Raw genomic sequence first — 22,469 nt, 5'->3', positions numbered from 1 at the left:
GTATAGGGATGCGCGGGGGCGGTGAGGATGGGGGCGGCGGGGCCCGCCTCCATCACGCGACCCTTGTGCATAACGACGACCTGCTCGGCCATATTCGCAACTACGCCCAGATCGTGCGTAACAAGGATCAGCGCCATCCCGGTTTCGCGCTGAAGTTCCTTGATCAGCCCCAAAACCTGAGCCTGTGTGGTTACATCCAGCGCAGTAGTAGGCTCGTCGGCAATCAGCAGTTCGGGTTTGGACACCATCGCCATGGCGATCATGGCGCGCTGGCGCATACCACCCGACAGCTCGAACGGATAGGAGTCATAGGCTCGCTGCGGGTCCGGAAAGCCCACGCGTTCAAATTGGGTCAGGACTTCTTTGCGGGCCTGCGCCTCGGACGCGCCGCGATGCAGCCAGAGGACCTCGCTGACCTGATTGCCGATCTTGTGCAGTGGCGATAAAGATCGCATCGGCTCCTGAAAGATCATCGAGACGCGGTTACCGCGAATGCTGCGCATCTCCCGCTCGTTGATTCGCGCCAGGTCGGCCTTGCCCTTGGAATCGTTCAGAATAATCGAGCCGCTGCGAATCTGCGCCACGCGCGGTAGGATACGCAACACGGCCCGGCAGGAGATTGTTTTGCCCGAGCCCGACTCACCCACCAAAGCAAGTGTCTGTCCGGCCTCCACATCGAAATTCACGTCTCGCACGACTGAATCTGCCGTGCCGAAACCGATGCTGAGATCCCTGACGGACAACAACGCAGTCATTCGGGTTTTCCACCCGTTTGGCCGTAGATGAGCATCGGCTTTTCATTCTCCCCGTTTTTTGACTTACTGTCGCGCGGTTTCACCCGACTCGTCAAACCCGTTCTTAGGCTGAAATGTCGCGGGAATGTGAAACTTTCGCCTCTACAACTACACAAACAGTTGAGTTTTTGCCATCAAGTTCGTGACCAGCACCAATTAAGCTGGCGTTGAGTATCAAAGAGAGAATCCCCTGTGCCCAAAAACCAAAGCCGACTGGATCTGTTTATTGACCGTATGGTGTCGCAACGCGCCTGCCTAGATTTCGCAATCGAGCAGACAAAAGGCATGTCCGGCCCGGTGTTCGAGCTGGGCTTGGGCAACGGTCGTACCTATCACCACATGATCCAGTACATCCAGAACCGCCCGCTTTTTGTGTTCGAACGCGCGGTGGCTTCACATCCCGACTCTACCCCGCCCGAGGGTCGGGTGATTTTGGGCGATGTGCGGGACACTTTGCCAGCCTCGGTGGATCGGTTTGGCGCAACGGCCAGCCTGATTCATGCGGACCTAGGTGGGCACAATCGCGAAAAGAACGACGCCTTCGCGCGGTTTGTTTCGCCTTTGATTGAACCGCTTCTGGCGCCGGGTGGCCTGATGGTTTCCAGTGATCGGATGTATTTCGATGCGCTGACAGAATTGCCCTTGCCCGAGGGCGCGGTCGAGGGGCGCTGTTTCATCTACCGGCGGTGACGCCTTAGGCGCGTCCGGGTCCACCAAAAGGCTAAACAAACCGGAGGAACGCAATGCAGGCCATCCTGACGCTGAACGCGGGAAGTTCGACCATCAAATTCGGAGTTTACCGCGCCGAAGCCGAACCCGAGTTGCTTTGGCACGGGCAGGTGGACAATCTGGGGCCGGTCGCCCAGTTGCAAATCAACGGCGACGGGTTTCATGAGACGCGGGAGATCGGGCCTGCCGACCACGCAGCCGGGGTCACGGCGATCTTGTTGGCCCTTGAGCCTCTGCTTCAGTCGGATCTAATCGTCGGTGTAGGCCACCGCATTGTCCACGGCGGACAGAGTTTCGAAGGGCCCACGGTTCTGGATGATCACGTGCTGGCCCAACTTGAAACGCTCTCGTCACTGGCCCCGTTGCATCAGCCCCACAATCTGGCGGCTGTCCGCGCTGCACGAACGGCTTTCCCGGGTGCGCAACAGATTGGGTGTTTTGACACCTCCTTTCACGTCGGCCATCCGTTTGTAAACGATGCCTTCGCTATCCCGCGCCGCTTTTATGAAAAAGGCGTTCGGCGCTATGGGTTCCACGGACTGTCCTACGACTACATTACCGGCAAGATGGCCGAGGATTTCCCGGATCTGGCCGCGGGCCGGGTGGTGATCGCGCATCTGGGCAACGGGGCGTCGATGTGCGCTGTGGCCAATGGAAAGAGTATCGGCTCAACCATGGGTTTTTCCGCGCTTGATGGGCTGCCGATGGGGACCCGTTGCGGTCAGCTTGATCCCGGCGTGTTGCTCTATCTGATGGAGCAAGGTCACTCTACTGAGGCGATCACGCATATCCTCTACAAGAAAAGTGGCCTGCTAGGCCTCAGCGAGATCAGCCACGATATGCGCACATTGCTGGAAAGCGATGATCCCCGCGCGCGTGAGGCGATAGACTATTATGTCTTCCGGATCAGGCGGGAGCTGGGTGCGATGGCGGCTGTTTTGGGTGGCGTGGATGCGGTGGTGTTCTGCGGCGGCATTGGTGAGAACGCTGCGCCTATTCGCCAGAGCGTGCTGGATGGGATGGGATTTCTCAACATCCATCTGGATGCCGAGGCCAACGCCCAAAACGCGACGGTGATATCAGATGGCGGTATACCCGTGCTCGTGATCCCGACCGACGAAGAACGGGTGATCGCGCGGGCGGTCGGCAAGGCTTTGAGCTAAACACGACAGAGGGAAAACGGATGATCTTTTACGACTGTGCCACCGCTCCGAACCCGCGCCGCGCGCGCATGTTCATTGCCGAAAAAGGCTTGGAGATCGAAACCCGGCAAATCTCGATCGCGGAGGGAGAGCAGTTGAGCGATGCGTTTCGCGCTGTTAACCCTCGGGCCACGATCCCTGTTCTGGTGACCGATGAAGGCACGGTTCTGACTGAGAACCTTGGGATTGCTGCCTATCTTGAGGCGCAGAGCCCGGAACCCCCGTTGATGGGCAAGACGCCGGATGAAAAGGGCCGTGTTCTGATGTGGAACGCAATCGCCGAGCAGCAAGGCGGCATGCCGATTGCTGAGGCCCTACGCAACGGTCACCCAGCCTTCAAGGACCGCCCCATTCCGGGACCAGAGAACTATCCGCAGATCCCCGAGCTAGCGCAGCGGGGCCGCGACAGGGTGGCGTCGTTCTTCGATTTGCTCGAGGACCATTTGCAAGACAGTCCGTTTTTAGCGGGCGAGGATTTTTCCCTCGCCGATATCACCGGGTTCGTCTTTATCGATTTCGCCCGCGTGATCAAAATGCGTATCCCGGAAGCAAATGCCGCGACCCAAGCCTGGTTCGACGCGATCAAATCTCGGCCCAGCGCCAGCCTTTAAAAGTTACCTGAATAGGCTGCGGCCAGCTTGTGCTCGACACTGTACAGAAATGTCTAGACAGAAGTGAACAGTGCCTCTAGCGTTTCACCCGAGTCGTGCAGCGGAGGGCAGGATGAAATCTCAGTATCGCGTTGTGGTCATCGGGGGCGGGGTCGTTGGGGCCTCGGTCTTGTATCATCTGGCCAAGTTTGGCTGGTCGGACGTCGTCATGTTGGAGCGGCGGAGGCTGGCCTCGGGGTCATCCTGGCACGCGGCGGGTGGTATTCACGCGCTGAACGCGGATCCGAATATGGCGTCCTTGCAGGCCTATACCATTGACTTGCTGAGCGAGATCGAAAAGGAATCGGGCCAGAATATCGGCTTGCACATGACTGGCGGTTTGACGCTGGCGGGCACCCCGGAACGCTGGGAATGGCTGCAGGCAAACTACCGCATCTTCCAATCCATCGGCATTGATGATTGCGAGCTTCTGACCCCGGAAGAGGCGCAGAGACGTTGTCCGATCATGTCCACCGATGGCGTTTTGGGCGCGATGTGGGCGGATCGCGAAGGCTATATCGACACAACCGGCACTGTGCAGGCCTACGCGACGGCGGCAAAGAAGCGTGGCGCGGAGTATTATGAGGAAACCAAGGTCGAAAGCCTGACGCAAACCGCCGATGGCTGGCAAGTCGTAACCGACAAGGGCACGATCACCTGCGAGCATGTGGTGAATGCGGCGGGTCTTTGGGCCAAGCAAGTGGGCCGGATGGCGGGGGTGGAACTGCCGGTCTCTCCGCTCAAACACCACTATCTGATCACCGACACGGTCCCCGAGGTTGCCGAGGCAGAGTTTGAGATGCCGATGACCGTCGACCTCGAAGGCTTCACCTATATGCGGCAGGACCAGAAGGGCGTTCTGGTTGGCATCTACGAGGTCGACCACGAACACTGGGCCATGGACGGCGCGCCCTGGAACTATGGTGAGGAGCTGTTTCAGGAACAGCTCGACCGCATCGAGAATGAGCTGACGCTGGGCTTTGAGCGGTATCCTTCGATCCAGAATGTCGGCATAAAAACATGGGTCAATGGCGCGTTTACCTTCTCGCCCGACGGCAACCCTCTGGTCGGGCCGGTTCCGGGCAAGCGCGGCTACTGGTCGGCCTGCGCTGTGATGGCCGGGTTCCTGCAGGGCGGCGGCGTTGGCAAAACGCTGGCCGAGTGGATGATCCATGGCGAGCCCGAGGCCGACGCGTGGCCTATGGACGTCGCCCGCTATGGCGATTTCGCGCAGAACAAACGCTATATCCGCGAAACAACCGGTCAGTTCTACTCGCGCCGTTTCGTGATGACCTACCCGAATGAGCAATTGCCCGCTGGACGTCCGCTGAAGATGGCCCCGGCGCATGATGCGATGACCGAGGCCGGGTGCAAGTGGGGTGTCAGCTGGGATCTGGAAGTACCACTGTACTTTGCGCCGAAGGGGTTTGAAGAAACGCCGACGCTGAAGCGCTCGAACGCCCATGACATCGTGGCCGAGGAATGCAAGGCGATCCGCGAAGGTGTGGGCCTGCTGGATATCTCGGGCTTCTCGCGGTTCGAGGTCAGCGGGCCAAATGCCGAAGCATGGCTGGACAAGGTCATGGCCTCGAAACTGCCGGGACCGGGGCGCGCGAAGCTGGCACCAATGCTGGGTGAGACGGGGCGGCTCAAAGGCGACCTGACCGTGCTGAACTGGGGTGACGGAACATGGTGGATCATGGGCAGCTACTACCTTCGTGCGTGGCACATGCGCTGGTTCGACGATCACATGATGGAGGGTGTGACAGTCCGTGATCTGGGCGAGGAATATTGCGGTTTCGCCGTGGTCGGCCCGAAATCGCAGGCTGTGATCGAGAAGTTGGCGGAACAGGATATCTCGGACCTGAAATTCATGGGTTGTGGAGATTTCGATATCGGTTTGGTCCGCGCCCGCGTCGCCCGCATGTCGGTGACTGGTGAAAAGGGGTATGAGATCAACTGCCGGTACGGCGATCACATCAAGCTGCGACGGATGCTGTTGGACGCCGGGGCTGACGAAGGCATCCGCGAATGCGGGTTCAATGCGATGCTCTCAACCCGGTTGGAGAAAAGTTTCGGCATCTGGTCCGCTGAATTCACCCAAGCCTATACGCCGGGCATGACCGGAATGGATCGCTGGATCGACTGGGACAAGGATTTCGTCGGGAAAGACGCCGCCTTGGCCGAGCGTGACGGCAATGGCCCGGCACAGCTTCAGGTGACGCTTGAGGTCGATGCCGTGGACGCCGACGCCAGCGGGTATGAGCCGATCTGGTCCAATGGCGAACGCGTGGGCTTTGTCACCTCGGGTGGCTACGGCCACTACACGGGCAAGTCTCTGGCGATGGCACTGATCAATCGCGACAAGGCCGAACCGGGGACGGAGCTGACCGTGCATGTGGTTGGTGTGGAACGGCCTGCGCGGGTGGTGACACCCTCTCCTTACGATCCGCAGGGCAAGGCGATGAGGGGCTGATGGTGATCTCACAAACATCCGAGCGTGGTCGGCGACGGCGCGGGCGGGGTGCAGAAGCGGCCCCACCGCCCTCACGCGATGTGAATTACCGCCAGCTGCGCAATCCCTTCCCGCAGATGGAGGTGTTCCCCGAAGATCAGATCGCGGACATGCACGAGACGGCGCTGCGCGTCTTGCAGGAACTTGGGGTGAAAGTCCTGCTGCCCGAAGCCCGCCGCATCTTTGCCACGGCAGGTGCGCGTGTGGACGAAGACACTGAGATGGTCTTTATAGGGCGCGATCTGGTTGAGGCCGCCGTGGCCTCGGCCCCCAAATCTATCGCGTGTCGCGCCGGGGCGCGGGACCGCGATTTTATCCTCGAACTGGGTTCGCTCGTGTTTCAACCGGGTGCAGGTGCCCCGAACGCAACCGATCTGGAACGGGGCAGGCGGCCAGCGTCGGGTCAGGATTACATTGAATTCCTGAAGCTGACGCATCACTTCGACGTCTTCCAGATGATTTCGCCTCAGGTCGAGCCGCAGGATGTGCCGACCCATCTTCGCCACTATTTCACAACGCAGGCGCAGATGGAGTTGACGGATAAGTTCCCCTTCTTCTTCTCGCGCGGCACCCCACAGGTGTTGGACAGTTTTGAGATGCTGTCTATCGCACGAGGGCTTTCGGATGATGAATTCCGGGGCAACGCGCATTGCTATACGATCATTAACACCAACAGCCCGCGCACGCTTGATATCCCGATGGCGCAAGGGCTGATCGACTTTGCGCGACATGGTCAGATGTCGATCGTAACGCCGTTCACCCTAATGGGAGCGATGGCTCCGATCACGGTCGCGGGTGCCATCACGCTGTCCCATGCGGAGGCTCTGGCGGCCGTGACCCTGACGCAATTGACGAACCCGGGCGCGCCGGTCTGCTATGGAACCTTCACCAGCAACGTCGACATGAAATCCGGCGCTCCGGCCTTTGGGACGCCCTCGCATTTTCAGGCGTCTTTGGCGGCAGGCCAACTGGCACGGTTCCTGGGCCTGCCATGGCGGTCGGCGGCCGGGTCGGCTTCGAACATCAACGACGTGCAGGCGGCGAACGAAAACCAGTTTGGCCTCTGGGGCTGTTTGATGGCCGGGGCGACGGTGATCATCCACTCGGCAGGCTGGCTCGAAGGCGGGCTGAGCGTGTCGTTTGAGAAGATGATCTGCGACGCCGAAGTACTGAACATGGTGGCCGAGCTCTGTGCTGGTGCGCAGGCCGGACAGGCCGAGATCGGCTTTGACACCGCCCTGAGTGAGGTTGACCCCAGCGGGCATTTCTTTGCCTCGACCCAGACGATGGAGCGCTACAATACCGAATTCTACCAGCCGCATGTCCACGACTACGCCAATTTCGGCACCTGGACCGAGCGTGGATCTGTCGATGCCAATCAACGTGCAACAGATGTCTGGAAAGGTATCCTGAACGATTTCAAACCACCCGCAGGTGATAGTGATCGTCTGGGCGCCTTGCGCGATTTCATCGCGAAGCGAACCGCAGAAGGCGGCGCTCCGCCGGAGAGTTGAATGAATACCAAACCGATACTGCACCGCGATGACCCCAAAGCCGAGCCTCTGGTCGGCAATGTCAAAGTCACGCGGGATGACTGGCTGAATGTGGCGATGGACGTGCTGATCTCGGACGGGGTGGATCAGATCAAGGTCATGAACCTGGCCGAGCGTATGGCTGTGTCCCGCTCGTCTTTCTATTGGTATTTCAAATCGCGACAGGAGCTTCTGGATGCTTTGCTGGCGCGGTGGCAGGCGACCAATACGGCGGCGTTGATCGCGCAGGCCGAGGTCCCGGCCGAGACAATTACCAGCGCGGTCTGCAACGTGCAGAGATGCGTGGTGAACACGGATCTGTTCGACACGGCACTGGATTTTGCCATCCGGGACTGGGCTCGCAAATCGGGAAAGGTGCGCAATGCGCTGGATCAGTCCGACGCGCGACGCCTCAAGGCGCTGCATGCGATGTTCGCGCGGTTTGGCTATTCGGACATTGAGGCCGAAACCCGGGCGCGCGTCCTTTATTACATGCAGATCGGGTATGATCTGGCACAGCTGAATGAGCCGATGGAAACGCGGCTTTCGTTGGTGCCCCACTACCTGCATGCTTTCACAGGGGTTCAGCCTCGGGCCGAGGAAATTGAAGAATTTCGCGCTTATTCCAAGCGCTTTTGGGAAGGAAAGACAGAATGAGCCAACCAGATGCAATCATAATCGGGACAGGCGTCATTGGCGCGGCCATCGCGTTCGAGATGGCCAAGGCCGGATGGAAAACCCTTTCGCTGGACCGCAATACGCAGGTTGGCCATGGCTCGACCGCAGGGTCCTGCGCGATTATCCGCATGCACTATTCGACGTTCGATGGCACGGCTTTCGCGTGGGAGGGCTACCATTATTGGCGCGATTGGGCCGCGTATCTGGGCTTGCCTGCAGATGCCAATCTGGCGCAGTTCCGCGAGACTGGGTGTCTGGTGATGAAAACAGACGCCAACGGGATGCTGGAAAAGCATATGCAAAACAGTGCGGATCTGGACTGCCCGTTCGAGGAATGGTCGCCCGCGACGGTCACGGAACGCCTGCCGGTCTATTCTTTGGAAAGCTTCGCCCCCGCCCGCCGGATGGACGACCCGGAGTTCGGGCAACCGAACGGGCGTAAGATGCAGGGCGGCGTGTTCTGGCCTCAGGCAGGCTATGTCACTGACCCGGCACTTTCGGCGCAGAACCTGATGGATGCGGCAATCCAAAACGGGGCCGAGTTGCGCACTGGGGCCGAGGTTGTTGAGATCCTGATTGAGGACGGGCGCGTGGCGGGCGTCAAACTGGCTACGGGCGAAGAAATTCGTGCCAAGGTCGTGGTAAACGTGGCCGGGCCGGGATCGGCCATTGTCAACGGCATGGCGGGCGTTCTGGACGATATGACCATCGAAACCCGCCCGCTGCGGCAGGAAGTGGTCCATGTTCCCGCGCCTGAAGGGTTCGATTTCGAAAACAACGGGACCATCGTTTCGGATAGTGACATCGCCTGCTATTGCCGCCCCGAGCATGGCAACCACATCCTGGTGGGGTCCGAGGATCCCGAATGCGATCCGCATCAATGGTGCGAGGATGACAAGACCTATAACCGCGATTTCACCGATCAGTGGACGACGCAGGCGATGCGCTACGCGCAGCGGGTGCCGAGCTTAGGTATTCCGTCCAAAACGCGGGGTGTGGTTGACCTTTACGATGCGTCGACCGATTGGATTCCGATCTACGATAAGTCCAGCCTGCCGGGGTTCTACATGGCCTGCGGCACCAGCGGGAACCAATACAAGAACGCGCCGATTGCGGGCAAGATGATGACTGCTCTGATCGACTATTGCGAGGGCGGTGCAGACCACGATGCCGAACCGCTGCAGTTCGAACTGCCTTACATCAAGCGCGTGATTGATGTTGGGTTCTATTCGCGCAACCGCCCGATCAACGAAGAAAGCAGTTTTTCGGTCCTGGGGTAGTCAGCCCGACAATTGGCCCTAACATCACGTAGACGCGAAAAGGAGCGGATGCGTGATGCCTCAGACGCCAAACAAAGTCCTGATCCTTGGCAGTGCGCCGTCAGCAGTAGTTGCCCGGGATTGGGACCGGACACCGTTCACGCATATCGTGGCCATCAACAACGCATGGCGTATTCGTCCGGATTGGGACATCCTGATCCACCCTGAGGATTTTCCGCCGGAAAACCGACCCGCAACCCTGTCGAAAAACCAAAGGATCGTGACAGCCGAAGACTACGTGCCTCGGCAAAACGCTTATGGCGGTTTTGTCTATGCGGGCGGCACCATGGCGTTTACCGCAGGTTATTGGGCGCTGTCCGCCCTTACGCCGTCGGTGATTGCCTATTTCGGCTGCGATATGGTCTATCCCGGATCGGGGAAGACGCATTTTTATGGCAATGGAACCGCTGATCCGCTGCGTGCCGACATCTCATTGCGGTCGCTTGAGGCGAAATCTGCCAGATTGGGCGTGTTCGCTGCCGCGCAGGGCTGTCGTATGGCGCGCTTGTCCGAGGGTGAAAGCAGGCTGCTCTATCCCTCGCTGCACGTGTCACGAATGGAAGACGCGCCAATGCCGTCGACCGGTGTAGCGCATGACGCGTTGGAGGCCGAAGCGCGCCTCGGCTATTATGTGCCATCCGGGCGGTATTGGGAGTCCGAGCAGCAGTTTGATCCGGAGGAACTGGATTCAGTGGACCGTCTTTGGATGTCCGCCTACCAGATCGCACCAATGGACCGCGTCGCCTAAGGCCTCAGGCGGCGAAAGCGATCCAGGCCCAAACCATCGCAATATAGGTCAGGCTATGCATCAGCTGGTCTAACCCGGTTGCCCGCCAGAACGCTGCCTGATTTGGCTGTAGCTTCTTCTTGTCGGAATAGCTGGCCTTGGCGAAATCAATATTGAAATGGATGATCCATTCTAGGGCCGAGATGATCAGGATAAAGCTGATTGGTGCGCCAAACAGCAAAAAAATAAGGGCCGAGCCCACAACATGCACCCCTGCATGTTGCGCGCGTCCCAAATGAAAATACTCGCCACGCCCGGTCAGCATCTTGGGCGTCTGTAGATAGAAGTCCGCGAACATATGTTTGATCTGCAACAAGCAGAGCAACAGCAACACGGCACCATAGCTTTCGGGCAAACGTATCCTCCCGATATCGTCCTAGAGGGAACTCTAGGCGCTAAAATGCGTGTAGGCAAATGAACTAGTTCACACATGCGCAAAGATTGGCACTTTGTCGGAAACTATTTGCCTAGCAAAGCAAGATTACTGTAAATTCAGACTGTTAATTTTCCGTGCATCGTTTCGAAACCGGATCATTGATCAAAAGCAGGGACAGGTTCCATAGAACGCACGATTTTCCGCTTCATCTGGAAATATTCCAAGCGCGACCAGTTGATCCTGCTGGCCGTGACCTCGACGTTGTTTCCGCTGCTCTATCTCACGCTTGAGCTGCCCAAGCGCATTATCAATGACGCGATTGGTGCCTCGAGCAGCGTGGTTCAGGTTTGGGGCTATAGCCTGCAGCAGACGAATTTCCTGATTATTCTGTGCTTTGCCTTTCTGGCGGCGGTGCTGGCACACGGCCTGATGAAAATGCGTATCAACACCATGAAAGGTGTCCTGAGCGAGCGTATGTTGCGCCGCTTTCGCTATCAGTTGATCAGCCGCGCCCTGCGCTTTCCCCAGCCCTATTTCGAGCGTGTCAGCCAGGGTGAGATGGTCTCGATGATCACCGCCGAAAGCGAGCCGATGGGCGGGTTGATGGGGGATGCGATCAGCCAGCCGGTTCTGCAAGCGGGGCAGATGATCACCATCCTGTCGTTTCTGTTCTTGCAAAGCGTCTGGTTTGGTCTGGCTGCGGTGGCGCTGATCCCCGTGCAGGCCTGGCTGATTCCCAAGTTGCAACGCCAGATCAACCTTCTCAACAAAAAGCGCATCCAGGAGGTGCGTATCCTTGCCGCTCAGATCGGCGAGAACGCGGCCGGCGCCTCGACCCTGCGCGCAAATGGGGGCTGGCGGTATCGCAGGGCGATGATTTCCGATCAGCTGGGGCGGCTCTTCGGGATCCGGTTCGAGATCTACCAGAAGAAGTTCTTTATGAAGTTTATAAACAACTTCATCTCACAGTTGACGCCGTTCATGTTTTATCTGGTGGGTGGTCTGCTGGTCCTGCAGGGTTCGGTCTCGTTGGGCGCGCTGGTGGCGGCGTTGGCGGCGTATAAGGATCTCAGCTCTCCGTGGAAGGAACTGCTGACCTATTACAACCAGACGCAGGACATGTCGTTGCGTTGGGATGTGGTGATCGAACGGTTTGCGCCGGCTGGAATGCAGGATGAGGCGCTATTTGAGGGTGAGCCTAAGACCCGCCCGCATCTTGATGGCGACATCGCACTGGATCGGGTGTCGGTGCGCGATATGGACGGAAACCAGATTCTGGACGATCTGAACCTGACCTTCCCGCATGGGAAAACAATCGGCATCGCTGCGCCCAGCGAAGAAGACCGCCGCGCCATTGCCGAGCTGCTGACCCGTGAAATCCTGCCGAGCGCTGGGCGTGTCCGCATTGGCGAGCAGAATCTGGCCGAACTGCATCAGGGCGTCGTCGCCGCGCGGATCGGCTATGCGTCATCGCGACCGGTGATGTTTCAGGGATCGTTGGGCGACAACGTGATGATGCCGATGCGCTACAAGCCCCTGTCGGAGGGGGGCGACGATCCCGGATTTACTGAGACATTGCGGGCGGGCAACAGTACCGACCCTTTCAAGGCCGAGTGGCTGGACCCGTCTTTGGCAGGGCTGGATTCGGCGGATGCACTGCGGGATTGGTGGCTGCAACTGATTGATGGAATGGGGTCAGGCGCAGCCTTGTTCCAGCGCGGGGCCGAGCAGGTTTTCGACGCGGCACTGCATCCGGATCTGGCGCAGAAACTGGTCAAGCTGCGACCGTTGGTGCAGCAGGCGGTGAAGAAGGCAGGGCTTGAGCAGCAGGCGCTGATCTTCGACAAGTCCACCTACAACACGGCCTTGCCTGTGGCTGAGAACCTGCTATTTGCCACGCCCCGCGTGCCGGTCACGCAAGCGCTGTTGGCACAGCAGAGGGTCTTTCTGGGTCAGTTGCGCGAACTGGGGTTGGACGAGACTCTGATTGCCCTGACCCGTGATGTGATCGATATGCTGCGCCAGATCTTCGGTCTGGACGGAACGGATCACCCGCTGTTCCGCAAGCTGGGACTTGAGGCGCAGACCTATGAAACAGCCGTCGAACTGGTCGAGCGCACCCGTAAGGAAGGCGCCGAGGGGCTGGATGACGAACAACTGGCCACCTTGCTGGCGGTGCCTCTGGTCGTCTCGGCTGAACAGATCGGCCCGGCCTTTTCGGATGAGTTGAAGGATCGTATTCTGGAGCTGCGCCACAGCCACTCGGAAAAGCTCATGCGGCCGTTGATGGACGTGTTCGTGCCTCTGGACCCCGAAGCCGTCGCGCCCGGCCTGACCGTGATGGAGAACGCTCTGTTCGGCAAGGTCAGTGAGATCGGCGGCGCGCGCTCGGACGAGGTGCGCAAGCTGATCGTTGATGTTCTGGCCGAACACGGCGCGCGTCCGTTGGTCGTTGAACTGATCTATGATGTACCCGTGGCACTCGGCGGTCAGAACCTGCCCGCGGTCTTCGCCGAACCCCTGGCGTTTACCCGTGCGACGATCAAGAAACCCGACATTCTGATTTTGGAAAATGCGCTGGCCAGTTATGACATGCAGACGCAGGTCGCGGTCTACAAAAACCTGCGCGCGCTGTTGCCCGAGACCACGGTCATCTATCTGAACGACCAGTTCCAAAACCCCGATGTCTTCGACATGTATGTCGAGATCCGGCAAGGTCGTGTCGTCACGGACGAAGGACCGGGGGATGTGGAAGAGGATAGTGCCGCCTCGGCCGACTTGGCCCGCAAGCTGCGCGCCCTAGAGCAGACGCCGCTGTTTTCGGGTCTTGATCGGCGGCAGTTGCGCCTGCTGGCCTTTGGTGCGCGTTGGTTTGATGCCTCTGCCGGGCAGGTGATCTTCCTCAAGGATGACCAACCGACGGATGGTGCCTACGTTGTTCTCGAAGGTGAGGCGGGGTTGTATCTGCCCAAATCAGGCACGCCGGATGAACTGATCCTACGCGTCGGGCCGGGGGCATTGGTAGGAGAGTTGGGCTTGATCCGTAAGGAGCCCCGCGCGTTGAGCATGGTGGCCGAAACCGACCTGTCTTGCCTTCGCATCGGAGAAGAGGAATTCCTGGCCGTGGTCGAAAACGACGCGGCGACGGCGTTCAAGTTGTTGCAGGTGGTTGCGGGATATGTCTCGAACTAGGGCCGTTTCGGGATAAGCCTGAAACGCTATACTTTTCAGTCTTTCGGCTGACAAAACTGTTGATAGAGCAACTCGATCACCTGTTTCGTGTTGCCATCCTCAAGCGAATAAAACACCGTTTTCCCAGCGCGCCGGGTCGAGACCAAACCATCCTCACGCAGGCGGGCCAGCATCTGACTAACGGCGGCTTGCCGGATTTGCAAAAGCGCCTCCAGCTCGCCCACCGACTTTTCTCCGTCTTCAAGATGGCACAGGATCATCAGACGGCCCTCATGCGCCAGCGTTTTCAGAAACGCGGCGGCACGGGCTGCGTTGTCTTTCATTTCCGCCAATCCGTCCGATGCCGGGGCTTGAGTGGTGCTGTCTTTCAGTGTCACCGGTCAACCGTTCTTCAACTAAGTCTTCTGACACTATGCCCTGAGAAACGTTATAATGTCACCCCTCAGATGCGGGAGCCCCACCCTGAAAGGCGTTACCATTGGCATAATCGCACGGCTCTTCCTGCATCTGAAGGTGAAGCCCGTCGCCTTTGTAGGGATGCGCGCGAGCCAGATTTTCGTCCACTTCAATCCCAAGTCCGGCGGTGGTTGAAGGGATCACGAACCCGTCCTCAACCCGGATTGAGCCCTTGATCAACTGGTCATGGAATGGCGTTTCAATGGTTTCTAGCAGCAACAGGTTCGGGATAGAGGCCGCCAGATGGATATTCGCAGCCCACTCCACCGGCCCGGCATAAAGATGCGGGGCCATCTGCGCGTTGAACACTTCGGCCATTGCGGCGACTTTCTTCATTTCCCAAATGCCGCCTGCACGCCCCAAAGCCGGTTGCAAAATCTCCGCCGCGCCCGCGCGTAGAACCGCGCCAAATTCGGCTTTGGTGGTCATGCGTTCTCCGGTCGCGACAGGTATGCGGACGTTGCGGGCGACGCGGGCCATGTCCTCGATATTGTCGGGCGGAGTGGGTTCTTCGAACCAAAGCGGAGAGTATGGTTCCAGCGCCTGACCCAAGCGGATAGCGCCTGCGGTGTTGAACTGGCCATGGGTGCCAAACAGCAAATCAGCCTTGTCGCCCACCGCCTCGCGGATCGCTTTGCAAAACGCAACGGACAGAGAGATATCGGACATTGCAGGCATGTGTCCGCCCCGCATCGTATAGGGCCCGGCGGGGTCGAACTTGACGGCGGTATAACCGCGACGGACCGCATCTGCCGCAGCCTCAGCCGCCTGTTCGGGCGAGGTCCAGAAGTCGGTCAGGTTATGCTGGGGCAGGGGGTAGAGGTAGGTATAGGCGCGAATACGGTCATTCATCTTACCGCCCAATAGCGCATAGACCGGGCGGTCGCGGTCTTTTCCCAGAATGTCCCAGCACGCGATCTCAAGCCCCGAGAACGCTCCCATGACAGTCAGGTCTGGGCGCTGCGTAAAGCCCGAGGAATAGGCGCGGCGGAACATCAACTCGATGTTTTCCGGATTCTCGCCCTGCATGTGGCGTTCAAAAACGTCGCGGATCACGTGGCGCATAGCGTCTGGTCCAACCGAGGAGGCGTAGCACTCGCCCCAGCCTGTGATGCCGGTATCCGTAGTCAGCTTGACCAAAATCCAATAGCGACCGCCCCAACCGGGGGCGGGCGGGGCCGTGACGATAATATCGAGGTCTTGCAGTTTCATCCTAGCCCTCTCGTGCTTGGTCAAAGGCAATGAGTTCGCGATCAATCTCGGCCACCACCTCGGCGCTGCCAAAGAACGCCATGTCCGGGGCGTCGACGTCGTCCATGAAGGCCTGAATTTCGATCAGCGCTGGTTTGCCGTCGAAACTGCCCTCGATCTGCCAGCGGCTGCTTTGGTCCACGGGCAAATCCGACAGGTTCTCCGCGATCTGGGTGACCAGAGCTCCGGGCAGCCCAAAACGGGGATTGTTGGCGAGACCTGTCAGGAAAGGCGGTACCTCAGCCAAATCGAAATTCATCGACGTTTCCGAAGTGGAAGGCGCAGGTTTCGCCGCCTCGGGTTTGAAGAGATCGGTCAGGAAACGCAGCATCGGCTTACCTGTCGAACAGGATCACGTTGCGCTTGGCGGATCCGGTCTTGGTATCGGCAATCGCCTCATTGATCTGATCCAGAGACCAGCGTCCCGAGACCAATTCATCCAGCTTCAGCCGCCCTTGCTCATAGAGGTCGATCATCCACGGGATGTCGCGTTGGATGACCACGTCGCCCATCTTTGACCCCACCAGACCCTGTCCTAGCGCGGCGAGGATCACCGGCTCATAGCTGGCTTCGTCCCCGGAATGTGGCATGCCAATCATCACGGCTTTGCCGCCCAAACCCAGATACCGTGGGGCCTGATCATAGGCGGGGATCGCGCCGACAGTGATCAAAACTGCATCCGCGCCGCGCCCGCCCAATGCTTTGTAGGCTGCTTTCCAAGGTTCTTTCAGACTGGCGAGGACGCTGTGGGTGGCACCGAACTCCTTGGCGATTTCAAGCTTCTCTTCGGTCATGTCGACGGCAACGATACGGCGCGCGCCAGCGATCCGAGCGCCTTGGATGGCGTTAAGGCCCACTCCGCCCGCGCCGATCACCACCACATCCTGACCGGGGCGCAAACCTGCGGCGTTGACTGCCGCGCCGACCCCGGTGATCACACCACAGGACAACAGGCTGGCGAGGTCTTTGGGCAGGCTCTCGGGTATCCGAACGATTTGCCGGTGGCTGACGACCACTTTCTCGGCGAAGGCACCGCAGGCCATCGCCTGTTCCAAAGGCCCCCCGTCACTTGTGCGCAAAGGCCCTTTGACCGTGTCATAGGGGGTTTCGCAGATCGTAGGTTTTCCACCTGCACAGGACGGGCAGGAGCCGCAGGCCCGGATCAGTGTCACGACCACCGGGTCGCCCAGTTTGAAATCCCCCGCGGCCTCGCCCACTGCGCTGACAACTCCGGCGGCCTCATGCCCGTAGACAGCGGGCAGGAATCCGCCCCATGCGCCATCGGCATATGAGATGTCCGAATGGCAGATGGCCACCGCGTCCAGTGTAACCTCGACTTCGCCGGTGCCGGGGGCGGCCAGTTGGACCTCTTCTATGGTCAAAGGTTCCCCGAACGCCCGGCATACGGCGGCTTTGATGGTTTGCATGTCGTCCCTCGCTTCGTTTGGTTTACGGTGGCGCGGGAATTGGCATCTCGCAAGACGGAAACCGTCACGGGTATGTCGGTATTACGCCACGGCAGGTCGCGCGCGCAGAAACAGCAAGAACCCTGCGGCCATAAGGACCAGTGCCAGGAGGAAAGGCGCTCCGGGCAGGTAGAGTGACGTGTCAGGCCGGATGAACCACGCAAACACGCTGGTCATCAACAGAGGCGAGATCACCATGGACAAGGCGTGCAGAGACGTCAGGACGCCCTGAAGTTCACCCTGTTGCGAGTCCGGCGTCGCGCGCGAGGTCAGCGCCTGCAGCGCGGGCGTGATCACGGCGCCCAAGGCGGTGATTGGGATCAACATTAGGGCGATGGTACCATTGGTCAGGAAGGCTAGCAGAGCGAAGCTGATGACCTCAAAACCCATACCGCAAATAATGGTCATGCGTTCCCCAAGATGTCGCGTGGCCGGTCGGATCAAACCGCCCTGAACGGCGGCCATGCCAATGCCATAGACGCCAAGAGACAGCCCGATCATCTGCGGTGACCACCCGAAACGCTCGGTCGTGAAATAGGACCAGATCGCGGGGTAGACGTAAATTGACACCGAATAGAGAAAATAGACCCACAACAGCGGGCGAACTCCGGGCAGGGCGGCGATGGCCCTTAACGCGTTGACAGGGTTGGCGCGTCGCAAGCAGAAGGCTCGGCGAGTTTTGTCTGTGACCGTTTCAGGCATGACCATTAGTCCGAGGCCGAATGAGAGGGCTGAAAGGGCCGCGGCCGCCCAGAACGGCGCGCGCGTCCCGTATTCGGCAAGCAGGCCGCCGATTACGGGACCCAGAACAAATCCCATGCCGAAGGCCGCGCCCAGCAGGCCGAAATTGGCGGCCTTGTCTTCGGGTTTCGAGACATCGGCCATGAAGGCAGCCGCTGTCGCGTGGGTTGCGGCTGTGATCCCGCCGACCAGACGGCCGATCAAAAGCAACCAGATGCTGCCCGCGATGGCCATGACCACATAGTCCAAAGCCATCACAAACAACGAAACCAGCAGGACGCGCCTGCGGCCATAGGCGTCTGACAGATTGCCAAGAATAGGCCCGAACACGAATTGCATGGCGGCAAAGGCCGTGCTGAGGACGCCTCCCCAAAGTGCGGCGTCGGCAAGCGTTCCGCCCTGCACTTCGACGATCAGTTGCGGCATGATCGGCATCACAAGGCCGATACCCATCGCGTCAATCATGACGGTCAGAAGAACAAAGACAAATGGCAGACGCATGGAACCCGGCTATATGACCCGGTGCTTACCCTAGAGGGGCCAGCGGGATGAGGGAAGGGCGCAGTGTAGCCAAGCCGGATGACGTCTGGTCAGTCAGTTACAGCTTGTCCGACAGCTCATCCAGTATCTGCGCCAGATGGCGCGGGTGCGAGAAGAACGGAGAGTGGGAGCTGTCGATATGCCGCCGCAGATGTGCTGGAATTCGCTCGCTCATGTCTTTCTGATAGGCCGGAGGGATAGTGTGGTCTTCGGTGGTGCGGATATAGGCCTTTTGGACCTGGTCAAAGTGATCCCCTATAGAAAGCGGTGTGTCCTGCGGCTTGATGGCCTGCGGGCAGAGCCGGGCAAAGGCATAGGGCAGAATCTCAGGCTTACAATCATGATAAAACAGGTCATGAACGCGGTCGGGATGCACGGTGTAGGCCAGCCCATCGGCGGATTTGTCGACCGCATCACCAATGGTTTGCTCAGGCCCACGTTTGCGCATGTCGACCAGAGACAACCCGTCCTGAGGGACATAGGCGCAAAGATAGATCAGCGCGCGCATGGCGTGCGGGTCGGCCTCGGCTGCGGCGCTGATCGGGTAGCCGCCCCAGGAATGTCCGACGAGAATCGCGTCTGGTGTTGAGGCCGCGAGCACGGCGTCTCGGCAGCTTTCCAGCGTGACATCGCAGATCGGCGTCGGGTCCGAGCCGTGGCTGGGCATGTCGATGGCACGAGCGATGTGCCCGAACGCTTCAAGCTCGGGTATCAGGTCGCGCCAGCACCAGGCGCCGTGACAGGATCCATGGACCAACAGAAATTCGGCCAAGGGACGCTCCTTCAGATGTGACCGATCTCGGTCAGGAATTGCCGCAACAGGGCAGCGTATTCAGCGGGTTTTTCGACGCAGGGCAGGTGGCCCACCCGGCGCATCAATTCGAACCGCGAGCCGGGGATCAGGTCCACCGTTTCGCGAACCAGATCAGGCGGGGTCGAGCCGTCCTCATTGCCCGCGATCCCAAGGGTAGGCAGGCGCAGGCCGCTGGTCGGCGTGTAAAAATCGGTGCCTGCAATGGCGGCACAACAGCCCAGATACCCTTCGGCCGGCTGGCTGACCATCATCTCGCGCCATGCGAGGTGCCGGTTGGCGGCCCGGAAATCGCGCGAGAACCAGCGCTCCATCGTCGCATCGGCCAGCGCTTCGATCCCGCCGCTGCGGACGGCCTCCATCCGATCCTGCCAGATTTTCGGCATCCCGATCTTGGCAGCGGTGTTCGACAGGACCAGCGCGCGGACCTGATCCATCCGTTTCACCGCCAGCCCTTGGCCAATCATACCACCAATCGACAAGCCGACGAAGACGCAATCCCGGATTTCGAGATGATCCAGCAGCGCCTCGGCATCGCGGATCAGCGCGCCCATGGCGTAAGGCGCAGGCGGGACCGAGGATAGTCCGTGCCCTCGCTTGTCATAGCGAATGATCCGCAACCCGTCGGGCAGGTGTGTCAGCACATCGTCCCACAGGTGCAGATTGGTGCCCAGCGAGTTTGCAAACACGATGGGCGCACCGTCTGGCGCGCCATCAATCCGGTAGTTTAGCTGAACGCCACCCAGATCAGCGATCGTCATGCTTTGGTTCCTTGCTCGGGCTTTGCGTGCAGATTGCACAAACCCGATATGGGTGTCAGGTCAGGAATTCCAACGCACGCGCAAAGATGCCGGGATCAACATTTCCGCCCGAGGCGACAACGATCACGTCATCCCCTACGATCTGACCCTTTCGGAACAGGGCCGAGGCCAGCGACACCGCACCGCCCGGCTCCAGCACGATCTTGAGGCGCAAAAAGGCCAGCGCCATGGCGTGGAGCGCCTCATCCTCGGTCACGGATAGGCCGGGGCCGCAGAGGCGGTTGAGGATCGGAAAGGTAATGTCACCCGGTTGTGGGGTCAGGATTGCGTCGCAGATGTTGCCTGCAGTTGCAGGGTTGCTTCGGATCTGCCCCTCTTCGAGCGAGCGTTTGACATCGTCGAACCCGTCCGGTTCGCACGGGCGGGCCCGCAGGCCAGGGGCGTGGGCCTCAAGCGCAAGGGCGATGCCCGAGGTCAGCCCGCCGCCGCCGCAACAGATCAGAACGTCGGCATTGCTCACGCCTGCGGCTTTGGCTTGGCGCGCGATCTCGAGCCCGGCGGTGCCTTGTCCTGCGATGACTTGGGGTTCGTCGAAGGGGCGGATCAGGGTCAGGCCGCGTTCTGAGGCCAGCGCATTGCCAATCTCTTCGCGGCTTTCCTTGGCTCGGTCGTACAGAACAACTTCACCGCCCAAGGCACGCGTGTTGTCGATCTTCAGTTGCGGCGCGTCCGAAGGCATGATGATGACCGAGGAGATCCCGTGCTTCGCCGCCGCCAAGGCCACCCCCTGCGCATGATTGCCCGAGGAATAGGCGATCACGCCGCGTTGTCTTTCCGCCTCGCTCAGCGCCGAGATGGCCGACCATGCGCCGCGGAATTTGAAGCTGCCGGTGTGTTGCAGGCATTCGGGTTTGACCCACACCCGCCGCCCGGCGATTTCGTCCAGAAAGGGTGAGGTCAGAAGGGGCGTCTCGCGAACATGCCCTTTCAGCCGATGGGCGGCGGCTTCGATCAGGTCGATTGTACTCATGCTTGGTCCAGAATCTTGCGAATAACGGTGAGGGATTGCGGCTCGTCCAGAAAGGGCGCATGGCCGCGATCCGGGATTTCAGCCGTGATCAGGCCAGGGTGGTGGGCCTGCATCTGTTTCAGTGTTTCCTGGCTGAGGATGTCCGAGTTTGCGCCGCGCAGAACGCCCGTTGGAATGCCCTGTAGCGCCTCGAAAAAGGGCCATAAGTCCGGCACGGGGCCAGCTGCGGCCTGCTCCACTAGGGCCGTGCGCAGGGCCGGGTCATAGCGCAAGGCCAGCCCCTCCGGCGTCTCTCTATACTGGTTCTCGGCCTGTATGCGCCAAATGTCCAACGGGACGCTCGGGAAGTGAGGCTCCATCACCGCCTTCAGTACGGCGGCGGCTTCATTATAGGTCTTTGAGTCGGGTGCTACGCCCACGTAGTCCATGATCCGGGCGATACCTGAGGGTTCGATCACCGGACCCACGTCATTCAGGATCACGCCTGCCAGCCGTTCCGGTTGCATGGTCGCGAGCGTCATCGCAATCATCCCGCCGCGCGACGTGCCCAGAACCACCACTCGTTCAAGGGCCAAATGGTCCAGCAGTTCGACAACATCCTGAGTTTCGCGCAGGACGTTGTAGTTCGTGTGGTTCGGGTCATGCTCCGACTGCCCACGCCCCCGCGCATCCATTGTGATCAGGCGGGCATCGGCCACATGCGGAGCAAGCAGCGAGAAATCGCGCCGGTTGCGCGTCAACCCTGCCAAGCACAGAAGCGGAATTCCTGCGCCACTCTCCTCATAATGCAGCCGAATCCCGTCGGACGTCGTGAATTCAGCCATTAGAGCCCGGCCAGTTCGGGGATCGAGGTTAGGTCTGACAGAACATGCGCTGGTTTCCACGGTAGTCGATCCATCGGTTCGCCCGCGCGATTGACCCATGCGGTGACAAAGCCGTAACCGCTGGCCCCTGCAGCGTCCCAACCGTTGGAGCTGACGAACAGAACCTCATCTCGGGCACATCCGAACCTGTCTTGAACCAGATCATAGACCTTGGCGTGGGGCTTGAAGATACCGACGCTTTCGACCGACAGTACATCGTCCAAAACATCGCCAATACCGGCCGACTGCACCGCGCCATCCAACATGGGAGGCGACCCGTTCGACAGAATCGCCGTTTGCAACCCTCCTTGTTTCAGCGTCTGCAGCATCTGGGGCACCTCGGGATAGGCGCGTAGCTCCCAGTAAAGATCCAGCAGCCGTTGGCGCAGCTTGGCATCCCCGTGCAGCCCCGTCGCCTCGAGCGCCCAGTCCAGCCCGTCTTGCGTGACATCCCAGAAATCGCAATGAGCATCCGCAACGGCGCGCAGCCATGTGTATTGCAATTGCTTGAGCCGCCAGTGATTTGCCAGGTCCGGCCATGTATCGCGGAGCGCCTCAAAGCCGGGCTCGGCAGCAGCCTGACGTGCCGCAGCGGCCACATCGAACAATGTGCCATAGGCGTCAAAAACACAGGTCGTGATTGCCATCTGCTCTCTCCCCTTTTTCTGGCGCAAGGTGGCACAAGAGGGCGGTGCAGGAAAGAGCCAAGGTTCAACAACCCTTGTCAGGCGAGGGATAGTCCATAGCGGCGCCTACTGCAGTGGTTTCAGCGTAGC

General features: G+C 59.8%; 21 protein-coding genes. 9 read left to right on the top strand and 12 right to left on the bottom strand.

Annotation, left to right across the window (positions count from 1 at the left end):
* On the bottom strand, positions 1 to 755 hold a 755-nt coding region (locus J7394_RS16075; protein ID WP_209254400.1), incomplete at its 3' end, for an ABC transporter ATP-binding protein.
* 231 nt (positions 756 to 986) lie between these two features.
* Here J7394_RS16075 and J7394_RS16070 point away from each other — a divergent pair.
* The 8 genes from J7394_RS16070 (at position 987) to J7394_RS16035 (ending at position 10,167) form a co-directional block, all read left to right on the top strand.
* Positions 987 to 1,484: a class I SAM-dependent methyltransferase gene (locus J7394_RS16070; protein WP_209254398.1), complete on the top strand. Its 498-nt coding sequence runs from the start codon at positions 987 to 989 to the stop codon at positions 1,482 to 1,484.
* Between the two features lie 53 nt (positions 1,485 to 1,537).
* A complete protein-coding gene (locus J7394_RS16065) occupies positions 1,538 to 2,686 on the top strand; it encodes an acetate/propionate family kinase (RefSeq protein WP_209254396.1) in 1,149 nt (382 codons plus the stop codon).
* 20 nt (positions 2,687 to 2,706) lie between these two features.
* Positions 2,707 to 3,336, top strand: a complete 630-nt coding sequence (locus tag J7394_RS16060) for a glutathione S-transferase family protein (RefSeq protein ID WP_209254394.1) — start codon at positions 2,707 to 2,709, stop codon at positions 3,334 to 3,336.
* A gap of 112 nt (positions 3,337 to 3,448) precedes the next feature.
* On the top strand, positions 3,449 to 5,851 hold the full coding sequence (locus J7394_RS16055; RefSeq protein WP_209254392.1) for an FAD-dependent oxidoreductase: 2,403 nt from the start codon (positions 3,449 to 3,451) through the stop codon (positions 5,849 to 5,851).
* Positions 5,851 to 7,404: a trimethylamine methyltransferase family protein gene (locus J7394_RS16050; RefSeq protein ID WP_209254390.1), complete on the top strand. Its 1,554-nt coding sequence runs from the start codon at positions 5,851 to 5,853 to the stop codon at positions 7,402 to 7,404. The genes J7394_RS16055 and J7394_RS16050 overlap by 1 nt, the downstream gene beginning before the upstream one ends.
* Complete coding sequence (locus tag J7394_RS16045) at positions 7,405 to 8,079, top strand: TetR/AcrR family transcriptional regulator (protein WP_209254388.1); 675 nt, start codon at positions 7,405 to 7,407, stop codon at positions 8,077 to 8,079.
* The gene (locus tag J7394_RS16040) at positions 8,076 to 9,380 is read left to right on the top strand and encodes an FAD-binding oxidoreductase (protein WP_209254386.1); all 1,305 of its coding nucleotides are present in this window, start codon (positions 8,076 to 8,078) and stop codon (positions 9,378 to 9,380) included. Before J7394_RS16045 ends, J7394_RS16040 begins: the two co-directional genes overlap by 4 nt.
* A 55-nt stretch (positions 9,381 to 9,435) precedes the next feature.
* Positions 9,436 to 10,167 (top strand): hypothetical protein, encoded by a 732-nt coding sequence (locus J7394_RS16035; protein ID WP_209254384.1) that lies wholly within the window; start codon positions 9,436 to 9,438, stop codon positions 10,165 to 10,167.
* A gap of 4 nt (positions 10,168 to 10,171) precedes the next feature.
* Here J7394_RS16035 and J7394_RS16030 read toward each other — a convergent pair whose 3' ends face one another.
* Positions 10,172 to 10,561 (bottom strand): DUF3307 domain-containing protein, encoded by a 390-nt coding sequence (locus J7394_RS16030; protein WP_170462468.1) that lies wholly within the window; start codon positions 10,559 to 10,561, stop codon positions 10,172 to 10,174.
* A gap of 216 nt (positions 10,562 to 10,777) precedes the next feature.
* On the opposite strand from J7394_RS16030, the gene J7394_RS16025 reads away from it, so the two are divergent.
* The gene (locus J7394_RS16025) at positions 10,778 to 13,774 is read left to right on the top strand and encodes an ABC transporter transmembrane domain-containing protein (RefSeq protein ID WP_371812049.1); all 2,997 of its coding nucleotides are present in this window, start codon (positions 10,778 to 10,780) and stop codon (positions 13,772 to 13,774) included.
* Between the two features lie 35 nt (positions 13,775 to 13,809).
* Here the strand turns inward: J7394_RS16025 and J7394_RS16020 are convergent, their stop codons facing one another.
* The 10 genes from J7394_RS16020 to J7394_RS15975 all read right to left on the bottom strand — a co-directional run bounded on the left by J7394_RS16020 (position 13,810) and on the right by J7394_RS15975 (position 22,340).
* Positions 13,810 to 14,097 (bottom strand): helix-turn-helix transcriptional regulator, encoded by a 288-nt coding sequence (locus tag J7394_RS16020; protein WP_209254426.1) that lies wholly within the window; start codon positions 14,095 to 14,097, stop codon positions 13,810 to 13,812.
* A gap of 112 nt (positions 14,098 to 14,209) precedes the next feature.
* The gene (locus J7394_RS16015) at positions 14,210 to 15,442 is read right to left on the bottom strand and encodes a mandelate racemase/muconate lactonizing enzyme family protein (RefSeq protein WP_209254370.1); all 1,233 of its coding nucleotides are present in this window, start codon (positions 15,440 to 15,442) and stop codon (positions 14,210 to 14,212) included.
* A 1-nt stretch (position 15,443) separates the two neighbouring features.
* Positions 15,444 to 15,812 (bottom strand): hypothetical protein, encoded by a 369-nt coding sequence (locus J7394_RS16010; RefSeq protein ID WP_209254368.1) that lies wholly within the window; start codon positions 15,810 to 15,812, stop codon positions 15,444 to 15,446.
* A gap of 4 nt (positions 15,813 to 15,816) precedes the next feature.
* Positions 15,817 to 16,908: a Zn-dependent alcohol dehydrogenase gene (locus J7394_RS16005; protein WP_209254366.1), complete on the bottom strand. Its 1,092-nt coding sequence runs from the start codon at positions 16,906 to 16,908 to the stop codon at positions 15,817 to 15,819.
* Between the two features lie 81 nt (positions 16,909 to 16,989).
* Positions 16,990 to 18,189, bottom strand: a complete 1,200-nt coding sequence (locus J7394_RS16000; protein WP_209254364.1) for a TCR/Tet family MFS transporter — start codon at positions 18,187 to 18,189, stop codon at positions 16,990 to 16,992.
* A gap of 97 nt (positions 18,190 to 18,286) precedes the next feature.
* A complete protein-coding gene (locus J7394_RS15995; protein WP_209254363.1) occupies positions 18,287 to 19,000 on the bottom strand; it encodes an alpha/beta fold hydrolase in 714 nt (237 codons plus the stop codon).
* 11 nt (positions 19,001 to 19,011) lie between these two features.
* Positions 19,012 to 19,800, bottom strand: a complete 789-nt coding sequence (gene pcaD / locus J7394_RS15990; protein WP_209254362.1) for a 3-oxoadipate enol-lactonase — start codon at positions 19,798 to 19,800, stop codon at positions 19,012 to 19,014.
* A 55-nt stretch (positions 19,801 to 19,855) separates the two neighbouring features.
* Positions 19,856 to 20,830 (bottom strand): threonine/serine dehydratase, encoded by a 975-nt coding sequence (locus J7394_RS15985; RefSeq protein WP_209254361.1) that lies wholly within the window; start codon positions 20,828 to 20,830, stop codon positions 19,856 to 19,858.
* The gene (locus tag J7394_RS15980; protein ID WP_209254360.1) at positions 20,827 to 21,654 is read right to left on the bottom strand and encodes an alpha/beta fold hydrolase; all 828 of its coding nucleotides are present in this window, start codon (positions 21,652 to 21,654) and stop codon (positions 20,827 to 20,829) included. Before J7394_RS15980 ends, J7394_RS15985 begins: the two co-directional genes overlap by 4 nt.
* Positions 21,654 to 22,340, bottom strand: a complete 687-nt coding sequence (locus J7394_RS15975; protein WP_209254359.1) for a haloacid dehalogenase type II — start codon at positions 22,338 to 22,340, stop codon at positions 21,654 to 21,656. Before J7394_RS15975 ends, J7394_RS15980 begins: the two co-directional genes overlap by 1 nt.
* Positions 22,341 to 22,469: the final 129 nt, after the last annotated feature.

Source organism: Ruegeria sp. R13_0 (genome assembly GCF_017743995.1).
Lineage (GTDB): Bacteria > Pseudomonadota > Alphaproteobacteria > Rhodobacterales > Rhodobacteraceae > Ruegeria.
The sequence above is the reverse complement of the archived record's forward strand: the minus strand, read 5'-3'. Positions and strand labels throughout refer to the sequence as shown.